This is a genomic window from Caballeronia sp. INML3B (genome assembly GCF_023631305.1).
GTDB classification, from domain to species: domain Bacteria; phylum Pseudomonadota; class Gammaproteobacteria; order Burkholderiales; family Burkholderiaceae; genus Caballeronia; species Caballeronia turbans.
The window spans coordinates 440147-462418 of record NZ_JALQDI010000001.1; the positions used below are offsets into that span (position 1 = coordinate 440147).

Here is a 22272-nt window from a genome sequence, read left to right on the forward strand (position 1 = left end):
CTCCACATCATGGATAGCACGACACTCAATTCCCCACTCGGCAATCGCGCGTCGCAATACCTCGCGCTGACAAAGCCGCGCGTCACGCAGCTCGCCGTGTTTTGTGCCGTCATCGGCATGTTCCTGTCCACGCCCGGCATGGTGCCATGGGACAAGCTGATCGGCGGCGTCGTCGGCATCTGGTTGCTGGCCGGTGCGGCATTTGCAATCAATTGTCTCGTCGAGCAAAAAGTCGATGCGAAGATGCGCCGCACCGCGTGGCGTCCGTCGGCACGCGGGCAAATCACGCCGACGCAGATTCTGACGTTCTCGGCGGTGCTCGGCGGCATCGGCATGTGGACGCTCTACACGTTCACCAATCCGCTCACGATGTGGCTCACCATCGCCACGTTCGTCGGCTATGCGGTCATCTATACGCTGCTGCTCAAGCCTTATACGCCGCAGAACATCGTGATCGGCGGCGCGTCCGGCGCGATGCCGCCCGCGCTCGGATGGGCCGCGGTAACCGGCACGGTGCCCGGCGACGCGTGGATTCTCGTGCTGATCATCTTCGTGTGGACGCCGCCGCATTTCTGGGCGCTCGCGCTGTATCGCCGCAAGGACTACGAAAACGCCGGCCTGCCGATGCTCCCGATCACGCACGGCGAGAAATACACGCTGCTGAACATCTTCCTGTACACGCTCGTGCTGTTCGCGGTCACGCTGATGCCCTATATCTCCGGCATGAGCGGCGTCGTGTACCTGGCGAGCGCGATTGCGCTCGGCGCGGGCTTCATCGGCTACGCGTGGAAGATGTATCGCGACTATTCGGATGCACTCGCGCGCAAGACCTTCCGATATTCAATCGTGTATCTGTCGTTGCTGTTCGGCGCGTTGCTCGTCGATCATTACGTGCGTACGGTGATCGGCGCATGATGGCTCTTCGTCGCGTATTTGCGCTGCTGGCGCTCGTGTTCTCCTGCGCGGCGCTGCTTTCGGCTTGTGAGAAAGCGCCCGATTTCAAGAATCTCGATATCACCGGCAACAAGCAGTTCGGCAGCGATTTCTCCCTGCCCGACACACACGGCAGGACGCGCACGCTTGCTGACTTCAAAGGCAAGGCTGTCGTGCTGTTCTTCGGCTACACGCATTGTCCGGACGTGTGCCCGACGACGCTCGCCGAACTCTCGCAAGCCATGCAGCAACTCGGCGACAAATCGAAGGACGTGCAGGTACTGATGGTCACCGTCGATCCGGCGCGCGACACGCCCGATCTGCTTGGCCAATACGTGGCAGCGTTCAACTCGTCGTATATCGGTCTGCGTCCGGCGAACGATGCGCAGCTCGCACAGGTCGCGAAGGACTTCCGGGTGTATTACGCCAAGTCGCAGGGAAAGACGCCCGACGATTACACAATGGATCACACCGCCGCGAGCTACGTGTTCGACAAGGACGGGAAGCTGCGTCTCTTCGCGCGCGACGGGCAGGGCGTCGAGCCGTGGGTTCACGACTTGAAGCTGCTGGTCGACTGATGGTGAAAGTGGCCCGCGCGGGCCACTTTGTTTTTCAGCTATCCAACGATGGCTCGGGCAGATTCAAGCCGCGCGCAAGCCGCGTCGCCTTGAACTCGGTGATGTCGTAATGCGCGAGTCCCTGTTGCGCGAACGGATCTTCCGCGATGATCGCATCGAGGCGATCGCGCTCGATGCCCGACGCCAGAATGATGCCGCCTTCGCGCGGCACCTTCGGCCCTGCGATCACGAAGACGCCCGCCGCAAAATAACGTTCGAGATAGACGCGATGCGCGTCGAGGGCATCGTCGATCTCGGCAAGCGCGCCGGTATATCGCAGATTGATTACGTACATGATGCTTGCCTCCGGCATGAGAGTTCGTGACGTTCCATGGCAATTCTAGCCGCACCTTGCGCAGGTGATATTCACATGAGCAATCTGTATTTCGTCCCGCACCGTTGCTGTGCGAACATCCGTCACCCGGTTTGAATCGTTCGCCGGGCACGACTCAGGCAATTCCAGCAAGAACGCATCATCGAAACAGGAACACCATGCAGCGCAGAAATTTGCTCAAAGCCATTACCGCCGTCGCGGCGTCCGCCGCGTTGTTCACGAGCCTCGCCGCTCACGCCGATGACAAGGTGATCAAGGTGGGCACCATCAGCGGCCCGGACGCGCAGATCTGGCAAGTCGTGCAGAAGGTCGCGAAGCGCGAGGGGCTCAACGTGAAGGTGATCGAGTTCAACGATTACGTTCAGCCAAACGCAGCGCTCGACGCCGGCGATCTCGATGCCAACAGCTTTCAGCATCAGCCGTATCTCGACAGCCAGATCAAGCAGCGTGGCTACAAGATCGTGAACGCGGGGCTCACGTATATTTCGCCGCTCGGCGTCTATTCGAAGAAGCTGAAGTCGCTGAAGGATCTGCCGCAGGGCGCGAAGGTCGCGGTGCCGAATGATCCGTCGAACGAGAATCGCGCACTTCTGCTGCTGCAATCGCAAGGCGTGATCAAGCTGAAGGCGGGCGCAGGCACGAACGGCAATAATGCGACGGCGCTCGACGTGGCGGAAAATCCGAAGAAGGTCAAGCTCGTGGAGCTCGATGCGGCGCAACTGCCGCGCACGCTCGCCGATGTCGATGCGGCCGCGATCAACACGAACTTCGCGCTCGCGGCGGGTCTGCAACCGACGAAGGACGCGATCGCGCTCGAGGACGTGCATAGCCCGTACGCGAACCTGATCGCGGTGCGAGCAAAAGACAAGGACCAGCCGTGGGTGAAGAAGCTGGTCTCGGCCTATCAGTCCGAAGACGTGCGCCAGTTCCTCAAGACCGAGTTCAAAGGTTCGGTCGTGCCGTCGTTCTGAGAGCGATTGCGCACGCATATGCAGCGGCGTCCCACGGGACGCCGTTTTTTACTTGGGCCGCCGTTCAGTCGACGAAGATCGGCTGCAGTTCTCGTTGCCACACCATTCCCTTGGATCCTTCCGTAACGGGCGTGAAGCCGGATCGCACGAACAAGGCGCAAAGCTCTTCATGCGGTTCATCCAGGCGGCAGATGACCCGATCATAGCGAGCGCCGTGCGCGAAGTTCGTGCATGCCGCGACGAGCCGCTCGCCGAGCCCGCGCCGCCGCGCGCCCGGTTCGACGAACAATAGTTCGATTCGCGCCTGACTTTCAGACTCCGCAGTAAGCAGCGCCGCGCCGACGCGCATGGCCTCGCCTTGTTCGGCCACCCAGCAGGCGATGCGCGGCGTGCTCGCCTGCATCTCGGCGAGAAAGTGCGCCACCGCCCTCGCCGTGCGCGCCTCGCTGGAAAACTTCGGCCGCTCGCCCGAATACAGATGAGCCTGACGCTCGATCATCCAGCCGAAGTCTCCGGCGCGGGGGACGCGAAGCCGGGCTTCTCCTTCGGCGCACCCCGGTGAAAGAAGCCGTTCGACGTCTGCCATTGCAGTGCATAGCTGATCGATTTCGGCGGTAGTCAGCCGTTTGAGCAGCATGGCGGTTTCCGCGGAAACATGCAGGTCGATCTCGTCGACCTTTGCTTTTGCCTCGGGCGTGATGCGCAGCAGGTGCGCGCGGCCATCCAGCTCGTTCTTTCGCCGCACGACGAGGCCGAGCTTGTGAAAGTTGTTGATCAACCTGCTCAAATAGCCCGTGTCCAGCCCGAGGTTGCGCGACAAGTCTGCGGCCGTTGTGGCCCGCGCTTGTGCCAGCTCGTGCAGGATGCGTACTTCCGTCAGGGAAAAGCTGCTTTTATGTAGCCGCTCGTGGAGTGCGCCTGTGTGGCGCGCATAAAAGCGGTTAAAGCGGCGCACCGCTTCGACAGCCCGGCTCGGATCGGAACAGCCCATCGCGTCAGTCTCTCATCGATATTGTTGGAATTAATCGGAATCCGAATTAATGCGCGCATTGTGCCAAAGAAGAACGATCGTGCGAATACGAAAATGCCCGAAAAAAGGGCTATCGGCCGTTTAATTGACCAGTTCATCCACTGGGCTGCGTGTAGGGGTAAGTCCTGATGGCATGTTTGTTCCGATTCGTCCTCGCAAAAGCACTTAACTATTTGATTTGTTTGAAAATTTGACGATCGTCCTCCGATGCCGGTTTAACGTTGACTGGTATTATGTTGGTTATATAATGGGCTCCAATTCGGCACTGAGAGCGTTCGATGAAGCATCGCTGGCAGGATTTGACGCCGGAGGCGCAGAGCGATACGCCACTTTATTTACAGTTGGCGTCGCGTCTCGCCAAAGCGATTCATGCGGGAAACTGGGCGGCCGGCGAGGCGCTGCCTTCGGAGCGCACGCTCTCCGAAGGCGTCGGCGTATCGCGTATCACGGCGAGGAAGGCTCTCGCACTGCTCGTTGAGCAAGGCTTGATCAGGCGCGTGCGCGGCGCGGGCAGTTTCATCACGCCGCGTGTCGAAGACCCGCTCTCCCGGCTCACCGGCTTCACCCGAAAGATGGAACAGCGCGGCTTTACGCCGGATTCGATCTGGCTGGATCGCGGACTGCGCACAGCGAGTCGCGACGAAACGGTGCGGCTAGGTCTGTCGCCGGGCGCGTCCGTTGCGAGCCTAAGACGTCTGCGGCGCGCGGACGGCATCGTGATGGCGGTCGAGCACTCGGCCTTGCCCGTCGCCGTGGTGCCGGACCCGCTCGCGATCGGCGCGTCGCTGTATCGGCATCTCGAGGAGCGCGGGTTGTCGGTGGTGCGTGCATTGCAGCACTTCCGTGCAGTGAACGCGGGCGCGGAAATCGCGCGGCTGATGGGCGTGGCGCCGCGCGCCGCATTGCTCGTGATCACGCGGATCGGCTATTCGGCGGATCAACGTGCGATCGAATTGACGGACACCTACTGTCGCGACGACTACTACGACTTCGTCGCCGAACTGCATCGATAAGCGTCGGTACAGACGCGCATGACCCGATACGCATCGAGAGAGCAAACAAGAGAACGAGAGGACCCAAGGAAGCCGTTCGCTTTTTTCGTGACGAAAGCCTGCTCGCAGCACGGCGCGGACGGCACTGAACCTCATCCATGCAGCGCGTACTTCCAGAGAACTTCATGCTGAAAGGAAACATACTCACGACCGACGGCTGGATCCACGGTTCGATCCGCGTCGAGAACGGCCGCGTGACGGCGCTCGAAGGCCATATCGCCGATCCGCTCGCCAACGACGCGCCGTACATCCTGCCAGGCTTCATCGATCTGCACGTGCATGGGGGCGGCGGCCGCGACATCATGGAAGGCGGCGATGCGGCGGACACCGTGGCGCGTCAGCACGCGCAACACGGCACGACGAGCCTGCTCGCCACCACGATGACCGCGCCGCGCGACGAGTTGATGGAAGTCGTCGCGGGTCTCGGCGAACAGGCGAAACACCGCGCCGCCGGCGGCGCGCGCATGCTGGGCGTGCATCTGGAAGGCCCGTACATCAACCCGGGCAAGCTCGGCGCGCAGCCGGACGCCGCTGCGGTCGCGGTGCGCGACGAAGTGCTGAAGTACCTCGAGCTCGCGCCGATCCGCGTCGTCACGATCGCCCCGGAAATCTCGGGCCATCTGGACATCATTTCGGAACTGGCCGCGCGCGGCGTGCGCGTGCAACTCGGCCATTCGCTCGGCACGTATGACGACGCCGTCAACGCGCTCAAGCATGGCGCGCGCGGCTTCACGCACTTGTTCAATGCAATGTCGCCGCTGCATCACCGCGATCCCGGCATGGTCGGCGCGGCGCTCGCGCATGCCGAATACGCCGAGCTCATTCCCGATCTGCTGCACGTGCATCCGGGCGCCATCCGCGCCGCGATGCGCGCGATCCCGCGTCTCTATGTCGTGACCGACAGCACCTCGGCGGCCGGCATGCCCGACGGCGAATATCGCCTCGGCAGCCAGCACGTCACCAAATGCATGGGCGGTGTGCGTCTCGCGGACGGCACGCTCGCCGGCAGCACCCTGACCATGGATCAGGCGCTGCGCAATCTCGTCTCGCTGGGCATTCCGCTCGCGGACGTCTCGAATCGCCTGTCGCGTTTCCCCGCCGACTATCTCGGGCTCGAAGACCGCGGCCGCATCGCGCGCGGCGCATGGGCCGATCTCGTCGTGCTCGACCGGGAACACGCGCTGACCGCCACGTATGTCGAAGGAGAATCAATTGTCGAATATGCTTAATGAGGCGCTGGAGTCCGCCGACGTCGTCGCGGCCCAGCTCGCCGATACCTCGCGCATCGAAGAGCTCGCGGTCAAGCTCGCCGAGCAGCCGCGCCACGTCGCGCTGACGGTGGCGCGCGGCAGCTCCGATCACGCCGCCAGTTATTTCGCAAGCCTGACAATGAGCCGTGTCGGCGTGCCGGTCGCATCGCTGCCGATGTCGGTCGCCACGCTCCAGCAGGCGCCGCTGCGTGTCTCCGGGCAACTCGCCGTCGCGTTCTCGCAATCCGGCAAGAGCCCCGATCTCGTCGGTACGATGCAGGCGCTGCGCGACGCGGGCGCGTTCACCGTCGCGGCAGTCAATGTCACCGGTTCACCGCTCGAAAGCGCGTGCGAATATTTCCTGCCGCTGCTCGCCGGTCCCGAGCTGTCGGTCGCAGCGACCAAGAGCTACATCGCGATGCTGTCGCTGTCGGCCATCGTCATCGCGCACGTTCAGCGCGACGTCGAATTGCTCAATGCGCTGAAATCGCTGCCCGACGCGCTGCGTGCCGCGGGCAAGCTCGACTGGACGCGCGCCGTGACCGAGCTTACGGACGTCGATCGCATGATCGTGATCGGCCGTGGCCTCGGCCTCGCGATCGCGCAGGAAGCCGCGCTCAAGCTGAAGGAAACCTCGGGCATCCAGGCCGAAGCGTTTTCGAGCGCGGAAGTGCGCCACGGTCCGATGGAAATCATCGACCGCGACTATCCGCTGCTGGTGTTTGCGCCGCGCGGGCCGGAGCAGGCGGGCCTCATCCAGCTTGCCGCGGATATGCGCGCTCGCGGCGCGCGCGTGCTGCTCGCCGCACCCGAGGACGTTGCGGACGCGGAGTTGCCGCTCGTCGCCACCGATCACCCGGCGCTCGATCCGATCGCCGCGATCCTTTCTTTTTATGTGATGGCCGCGGGTCTGGCCGCCGCACGCGGCCGCAATCCCGACGCGCCGCGCCACCTGAACAAGGTCACCGAAACCCATTGAGCGAGATAGCCGATGCGCCGTGCCGAGGAGTCACTGTTGAACCATTCCGTCAATAATCCGAACGATGTCGTGCTGCTCGCGCCGTTCACCGGTCCCGTCGTGCCGCTCGCCGACGTGCCGGACCCCGTATTCGCCGAGGGCATGTTCGGCGACGGCATCGGCATCGATCCGCTCGATAACGTGCTTGTTTCGCCCTGCGACGGCACGATCACGCATCTCGCGCGCACGCATCACGCGGTGACGGTGCGCACGCAAGAAGGCGCGGAGATTCTCGTGCATATCGGCATCGACACGGTCGAGCTGAGCGGCAAGGGCTTCGCGCCGAAGGTCGAGCAAGGCGCGACGGTGCGCGCGGGCGATCCGCTCATCGAATTCGATGCGGACTTCGTCGCGCAGCACGCGCCGAGCCTGGTCTCCGTGATTGCAGTCGCAAACGGCGATGCCTTCGACGTCATCGATCGCGCTGGCCGCGGCGTGCTGAAGGCGGGCTCACGCATGCTGGTGTTGCGCGCGAAGCAAGGCGAGAAAGCCGAAACGGCACGCGCGGGCGCGGTCGTGCTGGAGGAAGCGCGCCGCAGCGTGACGCTGGCGCACGCGGGCGGTCTGCATGCGCGTCCGGCTGCCCGGGCGCGCGAAGCGGCGCGCGGTTTCGACGCGAAGGTCGAAGTGCGCTACCAAGGCAGGAAGGCGCCGGTTGAAAGCGTCGTCGGTCTGCTCGGTCTCGGAGCGGGCGAGGGCGCGACCATCGAACTGGTTGCTATCGGCGGGCAGGCGCAGCAGGCGATCGAAGCGGTTGCCGCCGAATTGCTGCGCGCGGCGCAAGGCGAAGTCGAAGAGACGCCCGCGCGCGCGAAGTCGCCCGCGCCGGTCGCCAGGGCAGCCGGTGCAGGAGAGCCGCTGCCGCCGAACACGCTCGCCGGCGTGTGCGCGGCGCCGGGCATCGCGGTCGGCAAGCTCGTGCGCTGGGACGATCAGGAAATCGTGCCGCCCGAACAGGCGGGCGGCTCGTCGGCGGCGGAAAGCCGTGCGCTGGACAAAGCCATCGCCCAGGTCGATGCCGAACTCGGCGAAACGGTGCGCACCGCGTCGCAGCGCGGCGCAGTCGGCGAAGCGGGCATTTTCGCGGTGCATCGCGTGCTGCTCGAAGATCCGACGCTCGTCGATGCCGCGCGCGATCTGATCAGCCTCGGCAAGAGCGCGGGCTTCGCGTGGCGCGAGGCGATCCGCGCGCAAATCGCGCTGCTTTCGAACGTGCAGGACGACCTGCTCGCGGAGCGCGCCGCCGATCTTCGTGATATCGAAAAGCGCGTGTTGCGCGCGCTCGGTCTGAACAACACCGCGGCGCGCGAACTGCCCGAAGAGACCGTGCTCGCGGCCGCGGAATTCACGCCGTCCGATCTGTCTTCGATCGACCGCACGCGCGTCACCGCGCTCGTCATGGCGCGCGGCGGCGCAACCTCCCACGCGGCGATCATCGCGCGGCAGATCGGCATTCCGGCGCTCGTCGCCATCGGCGATGCGCTGCACGCGATTCCCGAAGGCACGCAAGTGGTCGTGGATGCATCGGCGGGACGGATCGAGCATGCGCCGACCGCGCTCGACGTCGAACGCGCGCGCAACGAACGCGAACGGCTCGCGGGCGTGCGCGAGGCGAATCGCAAGCTTTCGCGGCAAACCGCATCGACGAAGGATGGCAGGCATATCGAAATCGCCGCGAATATCGCGACGCTCGACGACGCGAAGGCCGCCGTCGAAAACGGCGCGGATGCGGTCGGCCTGTTGCGCACCGAACTGCTGTTCATCCATCGCCAGTCGGCGCCGACGGTCGCGGAGCACGCGCAGAGCTATCAGGGCATCGTCGATGCGCTGCAGGGCCGCACCGCGATCATCCGCACGCTCGATGTCGGCGCGGACAAGGAAGTCGACTATCTGACGCTGCCGCCCGAAGAAAATCCGGCGCTCGGTCTGCGCGGCATCCGCCTCGCGCAGGTGCGCCCCGATCTGCTCGACGACCAGTTGCGCGGCCTGCTCGCCGTGAAACCGCTCGGCACCGTGCGCATCCTTTTGCCGATGGTGACGGATGCGGGCGAGTTGCAGCGCTTGCGTGCGCGCATCGACGAACTGGCGCGCGAAGCGGGCCGAACCGAGCCGATCGAAGTGGGCGTGATGATCGAAGTGCCGTCGGCGGCGCTGCTCGCGGATCAACTCGCGAAACACGCGGATTTCCTCTCGATCGGCACCAACGATCTCACGCAGTACACGCTCGCGATGGACCGCTGCCAGCCCGATCTCGCCGCGCAGTCCGATGGCCTGCATCCCGCTGTGCTGCGCCTCATCAAGGCGACGGTGCAAGGCGCGGAAAAGCACGGCAAATGGGTCGGCGTGTGCGGCGCGCTCGGCGGCGATCCGGTCGCGGCGCCCTTGCTCGTCGGCCTCGGCGTGACCGAGTTGTCGGTCGATCCGGGGTCCGTGCCCGGCATCAAGGCGCGCGTGCGCAATCTCGATTACCAACTGTGCCGCCAGCGCGCCGAGGACTGCCTCGCGCTCGAATCGGCGCAGGCAGTAAGAGCGGCAAGCCGCGAAATCTGGCCGCAGGACTGAGCGTCCGATTCGTCGACCAGAGCTGGCGCCTCGGCGCCCGCCCTGGTCCCGTTCGAAGCCACAGACGGATTCGCGGATCCTTCAATCCCAGCAATCCCCGAAGCAGTAACGACAAGACTTATATTTTTGGAGAACCCGATGGACGCCAACCCGTTTGCAAAGATGCAGCGACTAGGTCGCGCGCTGATGCTGCCGATCGCCGTGTTACCGGTGGCCGGCCTGCTTCTGCGTCTCGGCCAGCCCGACGTCTTCAACATCAAGATGATCGCCGACGCCGGCGATGCGATTTTCACCAACCTGCCGCTCCTGTTCGCGATCGGCGTGGCGGTGGGTTTCGCGAAGGACAACAACGGCACGGCGGGTCTCGCCGGCGCGATCGGCTACCTCATCGAAGTGGCCGTGATGAAGGACATCAACGACAAGCTCAACATGGGCGTGCTGTCGGGGATCATCGCCGGTGTGGTGGCGGGCTATCTGTACAACCGGTACAAGGACATCAAGCTGCCCGAGTATCTGGCGTTCTTCGGCGGCAAGCGCTTCGTGCCGATCGTCACGGGCGTCGCGTGTCTGATACTCGGCATCGTGTTCGGCTACGTCTGGCAGCCGGTGCAGGCGGCCATCGACGCCGCGGGCAACTGGCTGACGACGGCCGGCGCGCTCGGCACCTTCGTGTTCGGCGTGCTGAACCGGATCCTGCTCGTGACGGGTCTTCACCACATCATCAACTCGCTCGCGTGGTTCGTGTTCGGCTCGTTCACGCCGCCCGGCGGCGGCGCGGTGGTGCATGGCGACCTGCATCGCTTCTTCGCGGGCGATCCGACCGCGGGCGGCTTCATGACCGGCTTCTTCCCGATCATGATGTTCGGTCTCCCGGCAGCCTGCCTCGCGATGTTCCATGAGGCGCCGAAGGAGCGCCGCGCGATCGTCGGCGGCCTGCTGTTCTCGATGGCACTGACCGCGTTCCTGACGGGCGTGACCGAGCCGATCGAGTACAGCTTCATGTTCCTCGCGCCGGTTCTCTACGCGATCCACGCGGTGCTGACGGGCCTGTCGCTCGCTATCTGCTCGGCGCTCGGCATCCATCTGGGCTTCACGTTCTCGGCGGGCGCGATCGACTACGTGCTGAACTACGGCCTGTCGCAGCGCGGCTGGATGGCGCTCGTCGTCGGCGTCGTTTACTTCATCATCTACTACGGTCTGTTCCGCTTCTTCATCCGCAAGTTCAACATGGCGACGCCGGGCCGCGAGCCGGCCACGACCGATGCGCAAACCGACGCCGACACGACCGTCGCAGGCGGCCTGATTCCGCCGGTTCCGGGCGCGGCGGTGGCGGCATCGAACACGCGCGCTGCAAAGTACGTCGCGGCGCTCGGCGGCGCGTCCAACCTGACGCTCGTCGATGCCTGCACGACGCGTCTTCGTTTGTCGGTGGTGGATTCGGAGAAAGTGTCGGAGCCGCAGTTGAAGACCATCGGCGCGCGTGGCGTGCTCAAGCGCGGCGCGACCAACGTGCAGGTGATCATCGGACCGGAAGCGGACCTGATCGCCGATGAAATCCGCAGCGAGCTCGAGCACTCGTCGACGCGCGGCGCAACGCCCGCATCGTCGACGCCGGCGCAACCGGCCGTGGCAGCGGTGAGCGTCGATCAGACGCCCGGCCCGCTCGATCCGGACCCGTTCCGCTGGCTCGCCGTGTTCGGCGGCGCGACCAATGTCGCATCGCTCGATGCGGTCGCCCAGACGCGCCTGCGCGTGGTCGTGCGTGATCCGTCGTCGGTCGATCGTCAGCGTTTGTCGTCGCTGGATGTGGCGTGGGTGTCGGCCGATACGTTCCACATCGTCGTGGGCGCGGCGGCGCAGCGTTATGCCACGCAGCTTTCCGCGCGGTTGTCGGGTAGCGGCGGCGGTGCAGCGCCGATGCCGGCGTGATGCAATAGACCATGCTTGAAAGCGGGCGGCACCCTCTGGGTGCCGTTTGCTTTTCGCGCAAGGTCAAAGAAAAAGCCCGCCGTCTCATCGACGGCGGGCTTTGCAATTTTTGTTACGACACAGTCAGGTGTTACGCGAAGTCGTGCAGCGCCGAGCGCATCTTCTTCATTGCGCTCGCCTCGATCTGGCGAATACGCTCCGCCGATACGCCGAACTCGTCCGCCAGTTCATGCAGCGTTTTGCCGCCCGAACCGTCGTCCTGCACGTCGAGCCAGCGCGCCGTGATGATGCGGCGGCTGCGCTCATCCAGCGATTCGAGCGCTTCGGCAAGGCCGTCGCTTTGCAGCTTGTCGAACTGGCGCGCTGCAATGACGTTAGTCGGCTCGTTGTGCGAGTCCGCCAGATAGGCGATGGGCGCGAACGCTTCCTCGCCGTCCTCGACCTGCCCTTCGAGGGCGATATCGCCGCCCGACAAGCGGGTTTCCATCTCCGCCACTTCCTCGCGCTTCACCTTCAACTCGTTGGCGAGACCGTCGATCTCGTCCGGCGTGAACGCCGAATGGCTGGTCTTGTGACTGCGCAGGTTGAAGAACAGCTTGCGCTGCGCCTTCGTCGTTGCGACCTTCACCATGCGCCAGTTGCGCAGGATGTACTCGTGAATCTCGGCCTTGATCCAGTGCATTGCATACGACACCAGGCGCACGTTTTGCTCGGGGTCGAAGCGCTTCACGGCTTTCATCAGACCGATATTGCCTTCCTGGATCAGATCCGCGTGCGGCAGTCCGTAACCTAGATAGTTACGGGCGATCGACACGACGAGGCGCAGGTGCGAAAGCACAAGCTGACGCGCGGCGTTCAGGTTGCCCTGCTCGCGGAACTCGGTGGCGTACTGACGTTCCTCTGCCGGCGAAAGCATCGGAATACGGTTCACTGCTTGTATGTATGAATCGATGTTGCCGATCTGGCCGGTCAGCATCGACGACTGTGCGTACGTCAGCGCGCCTGCCGAAGATGCCTTGGCAGGTGCCGAGCTCACAACATTCGGTAGGGTCATCGCATTGGTCACGCTCATAAGCTCCTTATCAACAATTCATTCGCCGCTTAACAGCAGCGGAAGTCAGACATGATATTAGCACTCCGGTTCAACGAGTGCTAAGTGTTAGAGGAGAGGGGAATGTGAGAGTTCCCACAAATACTATCGAATTTGCGGGATCAATAGGACAGTCCGTTGCATCATAAACGGAAGAATCTACCGGTACAGGGCATGCGTCGAATTCTTTACCGCTCTTACGCGCTCGGGCGAAAGAAAATTCAACAAACCGGGTGGCCGGCTGCGTTTCCTGCAAGTACTGAAAAAGGTCACTAGAATTCGGCGAGACAATGCTCTTCGTGAAACACGCCCGTCATCCGAGAACATGGGGTGCTCATGCATAAAAACAAGAGTTCGTGGCATCGCACGCTTTTCCGCGTGGCGATCTGCACGGCGTTCGGCCTGGCGTCGGCGGCAGCGCATGCCGATCGATTCGGCCTTCAGATTGCAGGCGGCGTCGCCGATCGCGACATCAAGAAAGCCGACCTCGGCGTGGCCTGGGATCCTGGCCTCACGTGGTGGGAGATCGGCGGGTTCCACTTCACGCTCATCGGCGAAGGTCACGTGTCCTACTGGCACACGACCGAGGACAATGCCGTCCACCCGAACATCTGGGAATTCGGCATTACGCCGGTCGTGCGCTTCGTAAAAAGCTCCGGCTATTTCCGGCCGTTCATCGAGGCGGGCGTCGGCGTGCGGCTGCTTTCGCATACGCGCATCACGGAGGATTTCTCCGTCGCGACGGCGTTCCAGTTCGCCGACATGGTGGGCGTCGGCATGATCTTCGGCGCGAAGCAGAACTATCAGGCGGGCTTTCGCTTCCAGCATCTGTCGAACGGCGGTATCAAAGAGCCGAATCCTGGTATAAATTTCAGCCAGCTATATCTGCAATACAACTTCTGACGAGGCGCCGGTGCATCGGTTCCTCGACACAAGGGGACTCGACAGATGCCGGCAAAAACCATTGAGGCCATTCGCGGCCTCGAGCGCGACCGCTTCCGTGCGATGGTCGACGGCGACGGCCCGGCGCTGGACGCGCTGCTGGCCGAAAACGTCAGCTACGTCCATACGAACGGCAAGCGGGAAACGAAGCGCCAGTTCATCGACGCGATCACCGCAGGTCGCCGCCGTTACCGGCAGATCGAGATTCAGTCGCAGGACGTGCTGCCCGCCGGCCGCGATACGTGCCTCGTCTCGGGCCGCGCGCTGGTCGAGATGGAATCGAAGAACGGCGCGCTGCTATTTCCGATCGCCTATACCGCCGTCCACGTGCAGACCGAGGGCCAATGGCAACTGCTCGCGCTGCAGGCGACGCGCGTGGCACTCGAATAGCCACGCGCGCCGTTCGTCAGGCTTCTACGGCTTCGTCCTGCCGCACATTCTCTGCGACGCGCCCGGAGCGGTTCACTGCGCTCACGACCGCATCGGCGACTGCGAGCGCCGGATTCGCATGTACGGCGACGCCGAAGCGCGTCTGGCCCTCGCCGACGCGGCAGCCGACGAACGCCGCCGTGTCGCCGCTCGCCGTCAGGGCCGTCTCGAACCAGTTCACGTTCGCGTCCACGCCGAGCGCTGCGGCGACCGTCTGGGCGTAGGCATCGCCGCTCGTCGTGCTCGCCGGCGGTGCAACCGTGACGCGCTTTCCGAACACCGACAACGTCGATACATCGACCCGCGAAACCGGCCCGCCGGCATCGAAATATTCGCGCTTGAAGAGCTCGCAGATCGCGTCGCCGCCGATTTCGGCGCCGGATGCATCGGTGATCTGCTGCACGGCGTGGCTGAACTCGATCTGCACGCGGCGCGGCGGCGTGAAGCCGAGCCCGCGTTCGAGCAGAAAAGTCGAGCCGCCCTTGCCGGACTGGCTGTTCACGCGAATCACGGCATCGTAGCTGCGGCCGAGATCGGCGGGATCGATCGGCAAATACGGCACTTCCCACATCGTGCCCGGTACGCGCTGCGCGAGACCCTTGCGGATTGCGTCCTGATGCGAACCCGAAAATGCGGTGAACACGAGGTCGCCCGCATACGGATGACGCGGATGCACCGGAATCTGGTTGCAGCGCTCGACGACGCGGCGCACGGCGTCGATATCGGAGAAATCGAGCCCCGGGTCGATGCCCTGCGTGTAGAGATTCATCGCGAGCGTGACGAGATCGACATTGCCGGTGCGCTCGCCATTACCGAAAAGGCATCCTTCGACGCGGTCCGCGCCCGCGAGCACCGCCATTTCCGCCGCGGCGACCGCCGTGCCGCGATCGTTATGGGGATGCACTGACAGCACGATGCTGTCGCGAAAGCCCATGTTGCGGTCCATCCACTCGACCTGATCGGCGAACACGTTGGGCATCGCGGCTTCGACCGTCGCGGGCAGGTTCACGATCATCTTGTGATCGGGCGTCGGACGCCACATTTGCGCGACCGCGTCGCACACTTCCCGCGCGAACGGCAACTCCGTCATGCTGAAGGTCTCGGGCGAGTATTGATAGATCCAGTGCGTTTGAGGCCGCGCGGCCGCGCATTCCTTGATGAGGCGCGTGCCTTCGACGGCGAGCGCCTTCACTTCGTCCTTCGACTGATTGAACACGATCTTGCGGAACGACGGCGCGATCGCGTTATAGAGATGCACGATCACCTTGCTCGCGCCCTCGACCGCTTCGAACGTGCGCTCGATCAGCTCGCGGCGCGACTGCACGAGCACTTCGATGGTCACGTCATCCGGAATGCGCTTTTCGTCGATCAACTTGCGCACGAAATCGAAATCGGTCTGCGACGCCGACGGGAATCCCACCTCGATTTCCTTGAACCCGATTTTCACAAGCATCTCGAAGAACTCGAGCTTCGCGGCAATGCTCATCGGTTCGATGAGCGACTGGTTGCCATCGCGCAGATCGGTGCTCATCCAGATGGGCGCCTTCTCGATCGTGCGGGTCGGCCAGCGACGGCCATTCAGACGGACTTGCGGAAACGGGCGGTATTTCTCGGCGGGGTTCGGCATCATGATCGTCGATCTCTCTTCGGACAGTTTGCGTAGCGCCTGCGAGAGAGGCCGTGTCCGGCGGCTGGCCGGGCGTGGCGGGATGCACGTGAGACGGAGCGGCGCGCGCGTGTCCCGGAATCACCAGCGACGGTGACGCCTGTGACCAACGTGAACGTGCGCGGAGCAACGTGCATTTGACCCTCGCGTTTCCGTTTCGCGGGATGCGCGAACGAAAAGCTGACGACTACAGGTGGTAAGAAAAGGAACTACTGGGACTTCTGGCAGGACCGGGCGCCTTGCAACGCTCGGCGCTACATCTGGCGACTTACGCTAGACGTAGCGATAGGGGCCGCGCTAGGCGGCCCGGAATAATTCGGAGGGAGGCGGGCTGGGTGAAACTCATGTAATCGACTTTAAACCACCGTTGAATAGCGTGTCAAATGGGATTTGCCTGACCGACAGCTGGTTTACGCACCACATTGGCAATCACTTCGACCTGGCGCGTGACCGCGGGCGGCACCGGCACGTCGCCGCGCAGCACGCATTCGATCCACCGCGCGGTGGTCGCTGCGTCGAGGGTGTCGGGCAGGTCGACCGGAGGCGTGTGCGGCTGAGAGTGCTCGGGCGTGATCAGCGTCTCGACGTGGCCGTCGTGGAACCAGTCGACCTGCACCTGGCGGCGCGTGTCCGCGACGGCTTCGCCTTCGGTGCCGCGCGCGAGCAGTGCGCCGCCCGCCGCCGCGTCCGGGTGCTCGGTGAAAAGTCCGGTGAGGCTCTCGCGATACTCGGGATGCGTGTAGTTGACGAGCCTCAGGCCCGGCTCGGCGAAGGGCTGAAGGATCTTCACGAGCGTGTGCGTCGAATTGCGCACGCCCATGCGGCGTCTCAGCGCCAGCAGCCGCGCGAGCTTGGGCGCGAGCACGGCGATCGGCGCGAATGCGAGACGGCGCGACGCGAGGCTGTCTTCGATTTCATCGTGTGAAGCCGCGTGCGCGATACCCAGTTCGGCGAAAATCGCGGCGCTCGTGACGCGGCCCGGATCGTCGGTGACACCGTGCACCAGCACCGGCACGCCTTCGCGCGCAAGCAAGAGCGACAACAGCGGCACGAGATTCGGCGTCTTGCGTGCGCCGTTGTAGCTCGGAATCGACACGGGCCGCGCGTGCTCTCGTCCATCCTGGACATGCAGCGGCTCGAACGAGCGATGCGCGGCGGATAGCATGGCGGCGAGCTCGGCGGCAGTTTCGCCCTTGACGCGATAGGCGAGCAGTACCGCGCCGAGTTCGAGTTCAGAGACGCGATCCTCGAGTATCGCTTCGTAGAGCGCATAGGTGTCGTCGTGCGAGAGGGCGCGCGCGCCGTTCGGCCCGCGGCCGATTTCCTTGATATAACGCGCGCAGTTGAAAGCGGGGGGAGCGGAGTCGGTCATCGGAAAGTTGGGGCGGATCGGGTGCTCGATTTCGTACGGCGAGCGATGCCGTCGCGCGTTTTAAGGTGCAAGAAGGTTATTGAGTACCGTATTTGACGAGCGCTGGCAAGCTGCACCGAGCGGGCGTCTCGCGCCAGGTGTGTCCGATGCTTACGAATGACGGCGCTTTCGTCGACCCGCCGATGGCTCGTCGAAAGCTCGCAAAGCCGCGCCCGACAAGCTCCGCCACGATTTGCGCGCGCACGTTAAACTTCCTTTTCTCGCCGGCCGTCCGCGCTGGCGCGTTCGCCCATGAATCTGCACATCAAAACAGCAACAGGAGAGCGGGATGAGTTACGTGTTTCCTCCGGCGCCGGCCGCAGCGGTCCCCGTCGATGGTTCGAATGAGCAGTTTCCGGTGCGCCGGATCTACTGCGTCGGCCGCAACTACGAAGCCCACGCGCGCGAAATGGGCCACGATCCGGATCGCGAGCCGCCGTTTTTCTTCAGCAAGCCTGCGGATGCCGTGCTGTACGTCGCGCCGGGTTCCACGGGCGAATTCCCATATCCGTCGCAGACGAAGAACCTGCACTTCGAGATGGAGCTCGTCGCGGCGATCGGCAAGCAGGGCAAGAACATTCCCGCCGATAAGGCGCTCGATTACGTCTACGGGTACGCGCTCGGCCTCGACATGACGCGCCGCGACCTGCAAGCCGAAGCGAAGAAGCTCGGCCGTCCGTGGGACACGGCGAAAGGATTCGACCGTTCCGCGCCGATCGGCCCGATCCATCCGGTGTCGAAGGTCGGGCATCTGCAAAAGAGCGCGATCTGGCTGAGCGTCAACGGCGAGGAAAAGCAGCGTTCCGACATCTCGCAACTGATCTGGTCGGTGGGTGAAACCGTCGCGTATCTGTCGACGCTCTTCGAGCTCTTTCCCGGTGATCTCATTTTCACCGGCACGCCCGAAGGCGTCGGCGCGGTTGTGAAGGGCGATCTGCTGAAGGGCGGCGTCGACGGCATCGGTGAATTCGCCGTGCGCGTGGTCTGAGCTCATGAACATGAAGCTCTATAGCTATTTCCGCAGCTCGGCGGCGTATCGCGTGCGTATCGCGCTGAATCTGAAGGGGCTCGATTACGACTACGTCGGCGTGCATCTGCTGCGCGACGGCGGGCAGCAACTCAAGCCCGAGTATCGGGCGGTGAATCCGGACGGCATCGTGCCGGCTCTCGTCGATGGCGACGACGTGCTGACGCAGTCCCTCGCGATCATCGAGTATCTCGACGAAACGCATCCCGAGCCGCCGCTTCTGCCGAAAAGCCCGTCCGATCGCGCGTTCGTGCGCTCCGTCGCGCTGCAGGTCGCATGCGAAATCCATCCGCTCGACAACCTTCGCGTGCTCAAGTACCTGAAGCATCAGGTCAAGGTGCCGGACGAAGCAAAAGACGCGTGGTATCGGCATTGGGTCGAGGCCGGGTTCGAATCGCTCGAAAACCGGCTTGCCACGGACAGGCGCGTCGGTGCGCTGACCTTCGGCGACACACCGACGGTCGCCGATCTGTGCATCGTGCCCCAGGTGTTCAACGCGCGGCGCTTCGGCATCGACGTGACGCCGTATCCGACGATCGCGCGTATAGCGGATTACGCCTGCACGCTCGACGCCTTTGCACGGGCCGCTCCGGCGCAGCAGCCGGACGCCGAATGACGGCGGCTGTTCCCACAGGAGCGCTGTCGAGCTATTTGTCGGGTGCCGGGTTGGGGGCGAGCCTGATCGTCGCGATCGGGGCGCAGAATGCGTTCGTGTTGCGGCAAGGGTTGAAGCGCCGCCACGTGAGTATCGTCGTGTCGATCTGCGCGTTCATCGACGTGCTGTTGATCGCCCTCGGCGTTGGCGGAATGGGCGCGCTCATCGCGCGTGCGCCCTTTCTGCTCGACGTGATTCGCTGGGCAGGCGCGATCTTCGTGTTTCTGTATGGCTTGCGCGCGTTTCTCGCGGCGTGGCGGGGACCGGGGCATCTGAACGCGTCAGACGGCGACTCGCAGACGGCGATCGGCGCGGCGTCCACGGTGCTCGCGCTGTCGCTGCTCAATCCGCACGTCTATCTCGATACCGTCGTGCTGCTCGGCGGCATTGGCGCGCAGCGTGGCTGGCCGGGCAACGCGTGGTTCGCGGCGGGCGCAATGTGCGCGTCGGTGATCTGGTTCACGGCGCTCGGCTACGGCGCGCGTCTGCTGGAGCCGTGGTTCGAGAAGGACGTATCGTGGCGCGTGCTCGATGTGATCGTCGGCTGCGTGATGTGGTGGATCGCGGCTTCCCTGATACTTGCGCGATGAAAAAAGGGCGCCCACGTGGACGCCCTTTCCAGGTTCAACCGAGCAAGGCGTCGGCGAATTCTTCCGCGCTGAACGGCTGCAAATCCTCGACTTTCTCGCCCACGCCGATGAAGTACACCGGAACAGGCCGCTGACGCGCGATCGCGGCGAGAATGCCGCCTTTCGCGGTGCCGTCGAGCTTCGTCACGACGAGGCCGGTCAGACCCAGCGCATCGTCGAACGCCTTCACCTGCGCGAGTGCGTTCTGGCCCGTGTTCGCGTCGATCACGAGCAGCACTTCGTGCGGCGCGTCCGGCATCGCCTTCGCGATCACACGGCGCACCTTGCGCAGTTCTTCCATCAGATGCAGTTGCGTCGGCAGACGGCCGGCGGTGTCGGCCATCATCACGTCGATCTTGCGCGCACGCGCCGCGCCGACTGCGTCATAAATGACGGCGGCCGCGTCGCCGCTTTCCTGCGCGATCACCGTCACGTTGTTGCGTTCGCCCCAGACCGTCAGTTGCTCGCGCGCGGCGGCGCGGAACGTATCGCCCGCGGCGAGCAGCACCGACTGATTGAAGCGCTGCAGATGCTTCGCCAGCTTGCCGATGCTGGTTGTCTTGCCGACGCCGTTCACGCCCGCGATCATCATCACGAGCGGTTGCGCGCGTCCGAGCATCAACGATTTTTCGAGCGGGCGCAGCAGGTCGATCAGCAATTCGCGCAGCGCAGCCTTCACTTGCGACGCGTCGGTCAGACGCTCCGCGCGCACTTTCTCACGCAGCGATTCGAGCAGGAACTCGGTTGCGTCGACGCCGGCGTCGGACATCAGAAGAGCAGTTTCGAGTTCTTCGTACAGGTCTTCGTCGATCTTCGCGCTGACGAAAATGCCGGTGAGGTTCGAGCTCGTCTTGGAAAGACCGTGACGCAGACGCGAGATCCACGATTTTTTAGCGACCGGATCGGGCTCGGGCGGCGGCACGATTTCCTCGCTCGCCTGATCCGTTTCCGGAACGCGCGCCCATTGCGACTGGGTGCGGCCTTGCCAGTATTCCTTTGAGTGGTCCGTCTCAGGCTCGACGGGCGATGCGGGAACGACGGGAGCCGACGGTTCCGCGGGCGCTTCAGGCTGCGCTACTTCCGACGACGGCGCTTCGGCCGCAAGCGCCTGCCGCTCGAGCTCGGCGTCGGATATTTCTTCGTCCTCGGCCGCCTCGACGGATTCTTCCTGAGGAGCGTCGAGCGGCGCGTCAGCCGACTTTTTGAATTTCTTGAAGAAGCTGAACATGGATTTTGGCGATGATGCGCGCGTGAACCGAGGGCCTCGTGCGCGCTTTCGAGTCGCTGCGCGCGAGGCCCGCGCGATGGGATAGTAGCCGCGTATTTTATCAGGCGCCGCGGTGCGCGCCCGTGCGGCTCCCGGCATGGCGTGCGCGTGTGGTAACGTTGGCTTTCATTGCCCGCGCCGGCTGATCTTCAGGCAAAAAAATGCCCGGCGAGCACGACTCCGACAACTCTTTTATGCCCCGCTTGTCCGCTACCCGATCCGCCTTGCCCAGCCATACGCCGTCGCGCGGAGGCAAACCGCACACGATCCGCATCATCGGCGGTGACTGGAAGCGCACGCCGCTGCCCGTCCTCGATCTCGACGGCCTCAGGCCCACGCCGGATCGCGTGCGCGAGACGCTTTTCAACTGGCTCGGCCAGGATCTGAACGGGCAGAATTGTCTCGATATGTTCGCGGGCAGCGGCGCGCTCGGTTTCGAGGCGGCGTCGCGCGGCGCGGCGCGCGTGCTGATGGTCGAAAGAAGCGGGAAAGCGGCCGCGCAGATCCGGGCGAATCAGGCGAAGCTCGGCGCGCGCAATATCGAGATTGCGGAAGCGGATGCTTTGCGGCTCGCCGCGAGCCTCGCGCACGGCTCGTTCGACGTGATCTTTCTAGACCCGCCGTTCGGCGATCAGGCGATGCTCTTGCGCGCGCTGGAACTGGCGGCGCCGCTCGTCGCGCCGGATGGGGCGATCTACGTCGAATGCGGCGATCCGCTGGACCTGACCGGCATCGATGCGCTCGCCGGGTGGAACATCGTACGTGAAGGCAAGGCGGGCGCGGTCCGCTATCATTTGCTGCGCCGCGAAAATGAGGAATAATGCGCGTTCCCGATTTTGGGCCATCCAAAGTCTCGGGAAATCAGCGAGAGTTGGTCGTCGCAGCCACGCGGCCCAATGTAAATAGAAGAGGAGAAGCTCATGGTTGTGGCCGTGTATCCGGGTACGTTCGACCCGCTCACTCGCGGGCATGAAGACATCGTCCGGCGCGCATCGAGCATTTTTGATCAGCTCGTCGTAGGCGTCGCGCACAGCCAGGCGAAGAAGCCGTTTTTCTCGCTGCAGGAAAGGCTGGATATCGCGCACGAGGTCCTCGGGCATTACCCGAACGTGCAGGTGAGCAGTTTCACCGGGCTGCTGAAAGATTTCGTGCGCAAGAACAACGCGCGCGTGATCGTGCGCGGACTGCGCGCCGTGTCCGATTTCGAGTACGAGTTCCAGATGGCCGGTATGAATCGCTATCTGCTGCCCGATGTCGAGACGATGTTCATGACGCCATCGGATCAGTATCAGTTCATCTCCGGCACCATCGTGCGCGAGATTGCGCAACTCGGCGGCGACGTGAGCAAGTTCGTGTTCCCGTCGGTGGAAAAGCGGCTGATCGACAAAGTCGGTATTCTGTCGCAGAAGGATCCCGCGGCGCCGTGAGCGCCGGGCCCGCGCGTTTCGTCGCTATTGGCG

21 protein-coding genes are annotated in these 22272 nt (G+C 63.9%); 15 read left to right on the forward strand and 6 right to left on the reverse strand.

Going from position 1 to position 22272, the window contains the following annotated elements; genetic code table 11:
- The first annotated feature begins 9 nt into the window (after nt 1-9).
- Together cyoE and NCS58_RS02080 are read left to right on the forward strand one after the other, a co-directional pair.
- Nucleotides 10-915: a heme o synthase gene (gene cyoE / locus NCS58_RS02075; protein ID WP_061116871.1), complete on the forward strand. Its 906-nt coding sequence runs from the start codon at nt 10-12 to the stop codon at nt 913-915.
- The gene (locus tag NCS58_RS02080; RefSeq protein WP_250537745.1) at nt 912-1511 is read left to right on the forward strand and encodes an SCO family protein; all 600 of its coding nucleotides are present in this window, start codon (nt 912-914) and stop codon (nt 1509-1511) included. Before cyoE ends, NCS58_RS02080 begins: the two co-directional genes overlap by 4 nt.
- Nucleotides 1512-1545: 34 nt before the next feature.
- Here the strand turns inward: NCS58_RS02080 and NCS58_RS02085 are convergent, their stop codons facing one another.
- A complete protein-coding gene (locus NCS58_RS02085) occupies nt 1546-1845 on the reverse strand; it encodes a YciI family protein (protein WP_061116951.1) in 300 nt (99 codons plus the stop codon).
- 197 nt (nt 1846-2042) lie between these two features.
- Here NCS58_RS02085 and NCS58_RS02090 point away from each other — a divergent pair, with 197 nt between their 5' ends.
- The gene (locus tag NCS58_RS02090; RefSeq protein WP_250537746.1) at nt 2043-2855 is read left to right on the forward strand and encodes a MetQ/NlpA family ABC transporter substrate-binding protein; all 813 of its coding nucleotides are present in this window, start codon (nt 2043-2045) and stop codon (nt 2853-2855) included.
- Between the two features lie 64 nt (nt 2856-2919).
- Here the strand turns inward: NCS58_RS02090 and NCS58_RS02095 are convergent, their stop codons facing one another.
- Nucleotides 2920-3846, reverse strand: a complete 927-nt coding sequence (locus NCS58_RS02095; RefSeq protein ID WP_250537747.1) for a helix-turn-helix domain-containing GNAT family N-acetyltransferase — start codon at nt 3844-3846, stop codon at nt 2920-2922.
- A gap of 317 nt (nt 3847-4163) precedes the next feature.
- On the opposite strand from NCS58_RS02095, the gene NCS58_RS02100 reads away from it, so the two are divergent.
- The 5 genes from NCS58_RS02100 (at nt 4164) to nagE (ending at nt 11696) form a co-directional block, all read left to right on the forward strand.
- A complete protein-coding gene (locus tag NCS58_RS02100) occupies nt 4164-4898 on the forward strand; it encodes a GntR family transcriptional regulator (RefSeq protein ID WP_250537748.1) in 735 nt (244 codons plus the stop codon).
- A 164-nt stretch (nt 4899-5062) separates the two neighbouring features.
- On the forward strand, nt 5063-6166 hold the full coding sequence (nagA, locus tag NCS58_RS02105; protein ID WP_061116875.1) for an N-acetylglucosamine-6-phosphate deacetylase: 1104 nt from the start codon (nt 5063-5065) through the stop codon (nt 6164-6166).
- Nucleotides 6159-7166 carry an SIS domain-containing protein gene (locus NCS58_RS02110; RefSeq protein ID WP_250537759.1) on the forward strand — a complete coding sequence of 336 codons (1008 nt, stop codon included), beginning with the start codon at nt 6159-6161 and terminating at the stop codon, nt 7164-7166. The genes nagA and NCS58_RS02110 overlap by 8 nt, the downstream gene beginning before the upstream one ends.
- A 12-nt stretch (nt 7167-7178) precedes the next feature.
- Nucleotides 7179-9767 (forward strand): phosphoenolpyruvate--protein phosphotransferase, encoded by a 2589-nt coding sequence (ptsP, locus tag NCS58_RS02115; RefSeq protein WP_250476237.1) that lies wholly within the window; start codon nt 7179-7181, stop codon nt 9765-9767.
- Between the two features lie 138 nt (nt 9768-9905).
- Nucleotides 9906-11696, forward strand: a complete 1791-nt coding sequence (nagE, locus tag NCS58_RS02120) for an N-acetylglucosamine-specific PTS transporter subunit IIBC (RefSeq protein WP_250537749.1) — start codon at nt 9906-9908, stop codon at nt 11694-11696.
- Between the two features lie 130 nt (nt 11697-11826).
- Here the strand turns inward: nagE and rpoH are convergent, their stop codons facing one another.
- Nucleotides 11827-12762, reverse strand: coding sequence for an RNA polymerase sigma factor RpoH (rpoH, locus tag NCS58_RS02125; RefSeq protein WP_250537760.1), 936 nt, complete (start codon nt 12760-12762; stop codon nt 11827-11829).
- 360 nt (nt 12763-13122) lie between these two features.
- On the opposite strand from rpoH, the gene NCS58_RS02130 reads away from it, so the two are divergent.
- Both NCS58_RS02130 and NCS58_RS02135 read left to right on the forward strand, forming a co-directional pair.
- On the forward strand, nt 13123-13689 hold the full coding sequence (locus tag NCS58_RS02130) for an acyloxyacyl hydrolase (RefSeq protein WP_061116954.1): 567 nt from the start codon (nt 13123-13125) through the stop codon (nt 13687-13689).
- A 45-nt stretch (nt 13690-13734) separates the two neighbouring features.
- Complete coding sequence (locus NCS58_RS02135) at nt 13735-14118, forward strand: nuclear transport factor 2 family protein (protein WP_061116878.1); 384 nt, start codon at nt 13735-13737, stop codon at nt 14116-14118.
- Between the two features lie 16 nt (nt 14119-14134).
- On the opposite strand, the gene leuA is transcribed toward NCS58_RS02135, so the two are convergent.
- Nucleotides 14135-15787: a 2-isopropylmalate synthase gene (leuA, locus tag NCS58_RS02140; protein ID WP_250537750.1), complete on the reverse strand. Its 1653-nt coding sequence runs from the start codon at nt 15785-15787 to the stop codon at nt 14135-14137.
- A 415-nt stretch (nt 15788-16202) separates the two neighbouring features.
- Entirely contained in the window at nt 16203-17195 is a 993-nt protein-coding gene (gene ybiB / locus NCS58_RS02145) for a DNA-binding protein YbiB (RefSeq protein ID WP_061116880.1), read from the reverse strand.
- A gap of 328 nt (nt 17196-17523) precedes the next feature.
- On the opposite strand from ybiB, the gene NCS58_RS02150 reads away from it, so the two are divergent.
- Genes NCS58_RS02150 through NCS58_RS02160 form a run of 3 tightly spaced genes read left to right on the forward strand, consistent with a single transcriptional unit; the run spans nt 17524 to nt 19506 of the window.
- Complete coding sequence (locus NCS58_RS02150; protein ID WP_061116881.1) at nt 17524-18222, forward strand: fumarylacetoacetate hydrolase family protein; 699 nt, start codon at nt 17524-17526, stop codon at nt 18220-18222.
- Between the two features lie 10 nt (nt 18223-18232).
- Entirely contained in the window at nt 18233-18877 is a 645-nt protein-coding gene (gene maiA, locus NCS58_RS02155; RefSeq protein ID WP_250537761.1) for a maleylacetoacetate isomerase, read from the forward strand.
- Nucleotides 18874-19506, forward strand: coding sequence for a LysE/ArgO family amino acid transporter (locus tag NCS58_RS02160; RefSeq protein WP_061116882.1), 633 nt, complete (start codon nt 18874-18876; stop codon nt 19504-19506). The genes maiA and NCS58_RS02160 overlap by 4 nt, the downstream gene beginning before the upstream one ends.
- A gap of 34 nt (nt 19507-19540) precedes the next feature.
- Here NCS58_RS02160 and ftsY read toward each other — a convergent pair whose 3' ends face one another.
- Entirely contained in the window at nt 19541-20773 is a 1233-nt protein-coding gene (gene ftsY / locus NCS58_RS02165) for a signal recognition particle-docking protein FtsY (RefSeq protein WP_250537751.1), read from the reverse strand.
- A gap of 233 nt (nt 20774-21006) precedes the next feature.
- Between ftsY and rsmD the strand changes: the two genes are divergently transcribed.
- The gene (gene rsmD, locus NCS58_RS02170; RefSeq protein WP_250476241.1) at nt 21007-21633 is read left to right on the forward strand and encodes a 16S rRNA (guanine(966)-N(2))-methyltransferase RsmD; all 627 of its coding nucleotides are present in this window, start codon (nt 21007-21009) and stop codon (nt 21631-21633) included.
- Between the two features lie 99 nt (nt 21634-21732).
- Entirely contained in the window at nt 21733-22239 is a 507-nt protein-coding gene (gene coaD, locus NCS58_RS02175) for a pantetheine-phosphate adenylyltransferase (protein WP_061116884.1), read from the forward strand.
- Nucleotides 22240-22272: the final 33 nt, after the last annotated feature.

Coding starts and splice junctions, on each gene's coding strand:
- cyoE (WP_061116871.1), top strand. CDS start 10: ATGGATAGCACGACACTCAATTCCCCACTCGGCAATCGCGCGTCGCAA.
- NCS58_RS02080 (WP_250537745.1), top strand. CDS start 912: ATGATGGCTCTTCGTCGCGTATTTGCGCTGCTGGCGCTCGTGTTCTCC.
- NCS58_RS02085 (WP_061116951.1), bottom strand. CDS start 1,845: ATGTACGTAATCAATCTGCGATATACCGGCGCGCTTGCCGAGATCGAC.
- NCS58_RS02090 (WP_250537746.1), top strand. CDS start 2,043: ATGCAGCGCAGAAATTTGCTCAAAGCCATTACCGCCGTCGCGGCGTCC.
- NCS58_RS02095 (WP_250537747.1), bottom strand. CDS start 3,846: ATGGGCTGTTCCGATCCGAGCCGGGCTGTCGAAGCGGTGCGCCGCTTT.
- NCS58_RS02100 (WP_250537748.1), top strand. CDS start 4,164: ATGAAGCATCGCTGGCAGGATTTGACGCCGGAGGCGCAGAGCGATACG.
- nagA (WP_061116875.1), top strand. CDS start 5,063: ATGCTGAAAGGAAACATACTCACGACCGACGGCTGGATCCACGGTTCG.
- NCS58_RS02110 (WP_250537759.1), top strand. CDS start 6,159: ATGCTTAATGAGGCGCTGGAGTCCGCCGACGTCGTCGCGGCCCAGCTC.
- ptsP (WP_250476237.1), top strand. CDS start 7,179: ATGCGCCGTGCCGAGGAGTCACTGTTGAACCATTCCGTCAATAATCCG.
- nagE (WP_250537749.1), top strand. CDS start 9,906: ATGGACGCCAACCCGTTTGCAAAGATGCAGCGACTAGGTCGCGCGCTG.
- NCS58_RS02130 (WP_061116954.1), top strand. CDS start 13,123: ATGCATAAAAACAAGAGTTCGTGGCATCGCACGCTTTTCCGCGTGGCG.
- NCS58_RS02135 (WP_061116878.1), top strand. CDS start 13,735: ATGCCGGCAAAAACCATTGAGGCCATTCGCGGCCTCGAGCGCGACCGC.
- leuA (WP_250537750.1), bottom strand. CDS start 15,787: ATGATGCCGAACCCCGCCGAGAAATACCGCCCGTTTCCGCAAGTCCGT.
- ybiB (WP_061116880.1), bottom strand. CDS start 17,195: ATGACCGACTCCGCTCCCCCCGCTTTCAACTGCGCGCGTTATATCAAG.
- NCS58_RS02150 (WP_061116881.1), top strand. CDS start 17,524: ATGAGTTACGTGTTTCCTCCGGCGCCGGCCGCAGCGGTCCCCGTCGAT.
- maiA (WP_250537761.1), top strand. CDS start 18,233: ATGAAGCTCTATAGCTATTTCCGCAGCTCGGCGGCGTATCGCGTGCGT.
- NCS58_RS02160 (WP_061116882.1), top strand. CDS start 18,874: ATGACGGCGGCTGTTCCCACAGGAGCGCTGTCGAGCTATTTGTCGGGT.
- ftsY (WP_250537751.1), bottom strand. CDS start 20,773: ATGTTCAGCTTCTTCAAGAAATTCAAAAAGTCGGCTGACGCGCCGCTC.
- rsmD (WP_250476241.1), top strand. CDS start 21,007: ATGCCCCGCTTGTCCGCTACCCGATCCGCCTTGCCCAGCCATACGCCG.
- coaD (WP_061116884.1), top strand. CDS start 21,733: ATGGTTGTGGCCGTGTATCCGGGTACGTTCGACCCGCTCACTCGCGGG.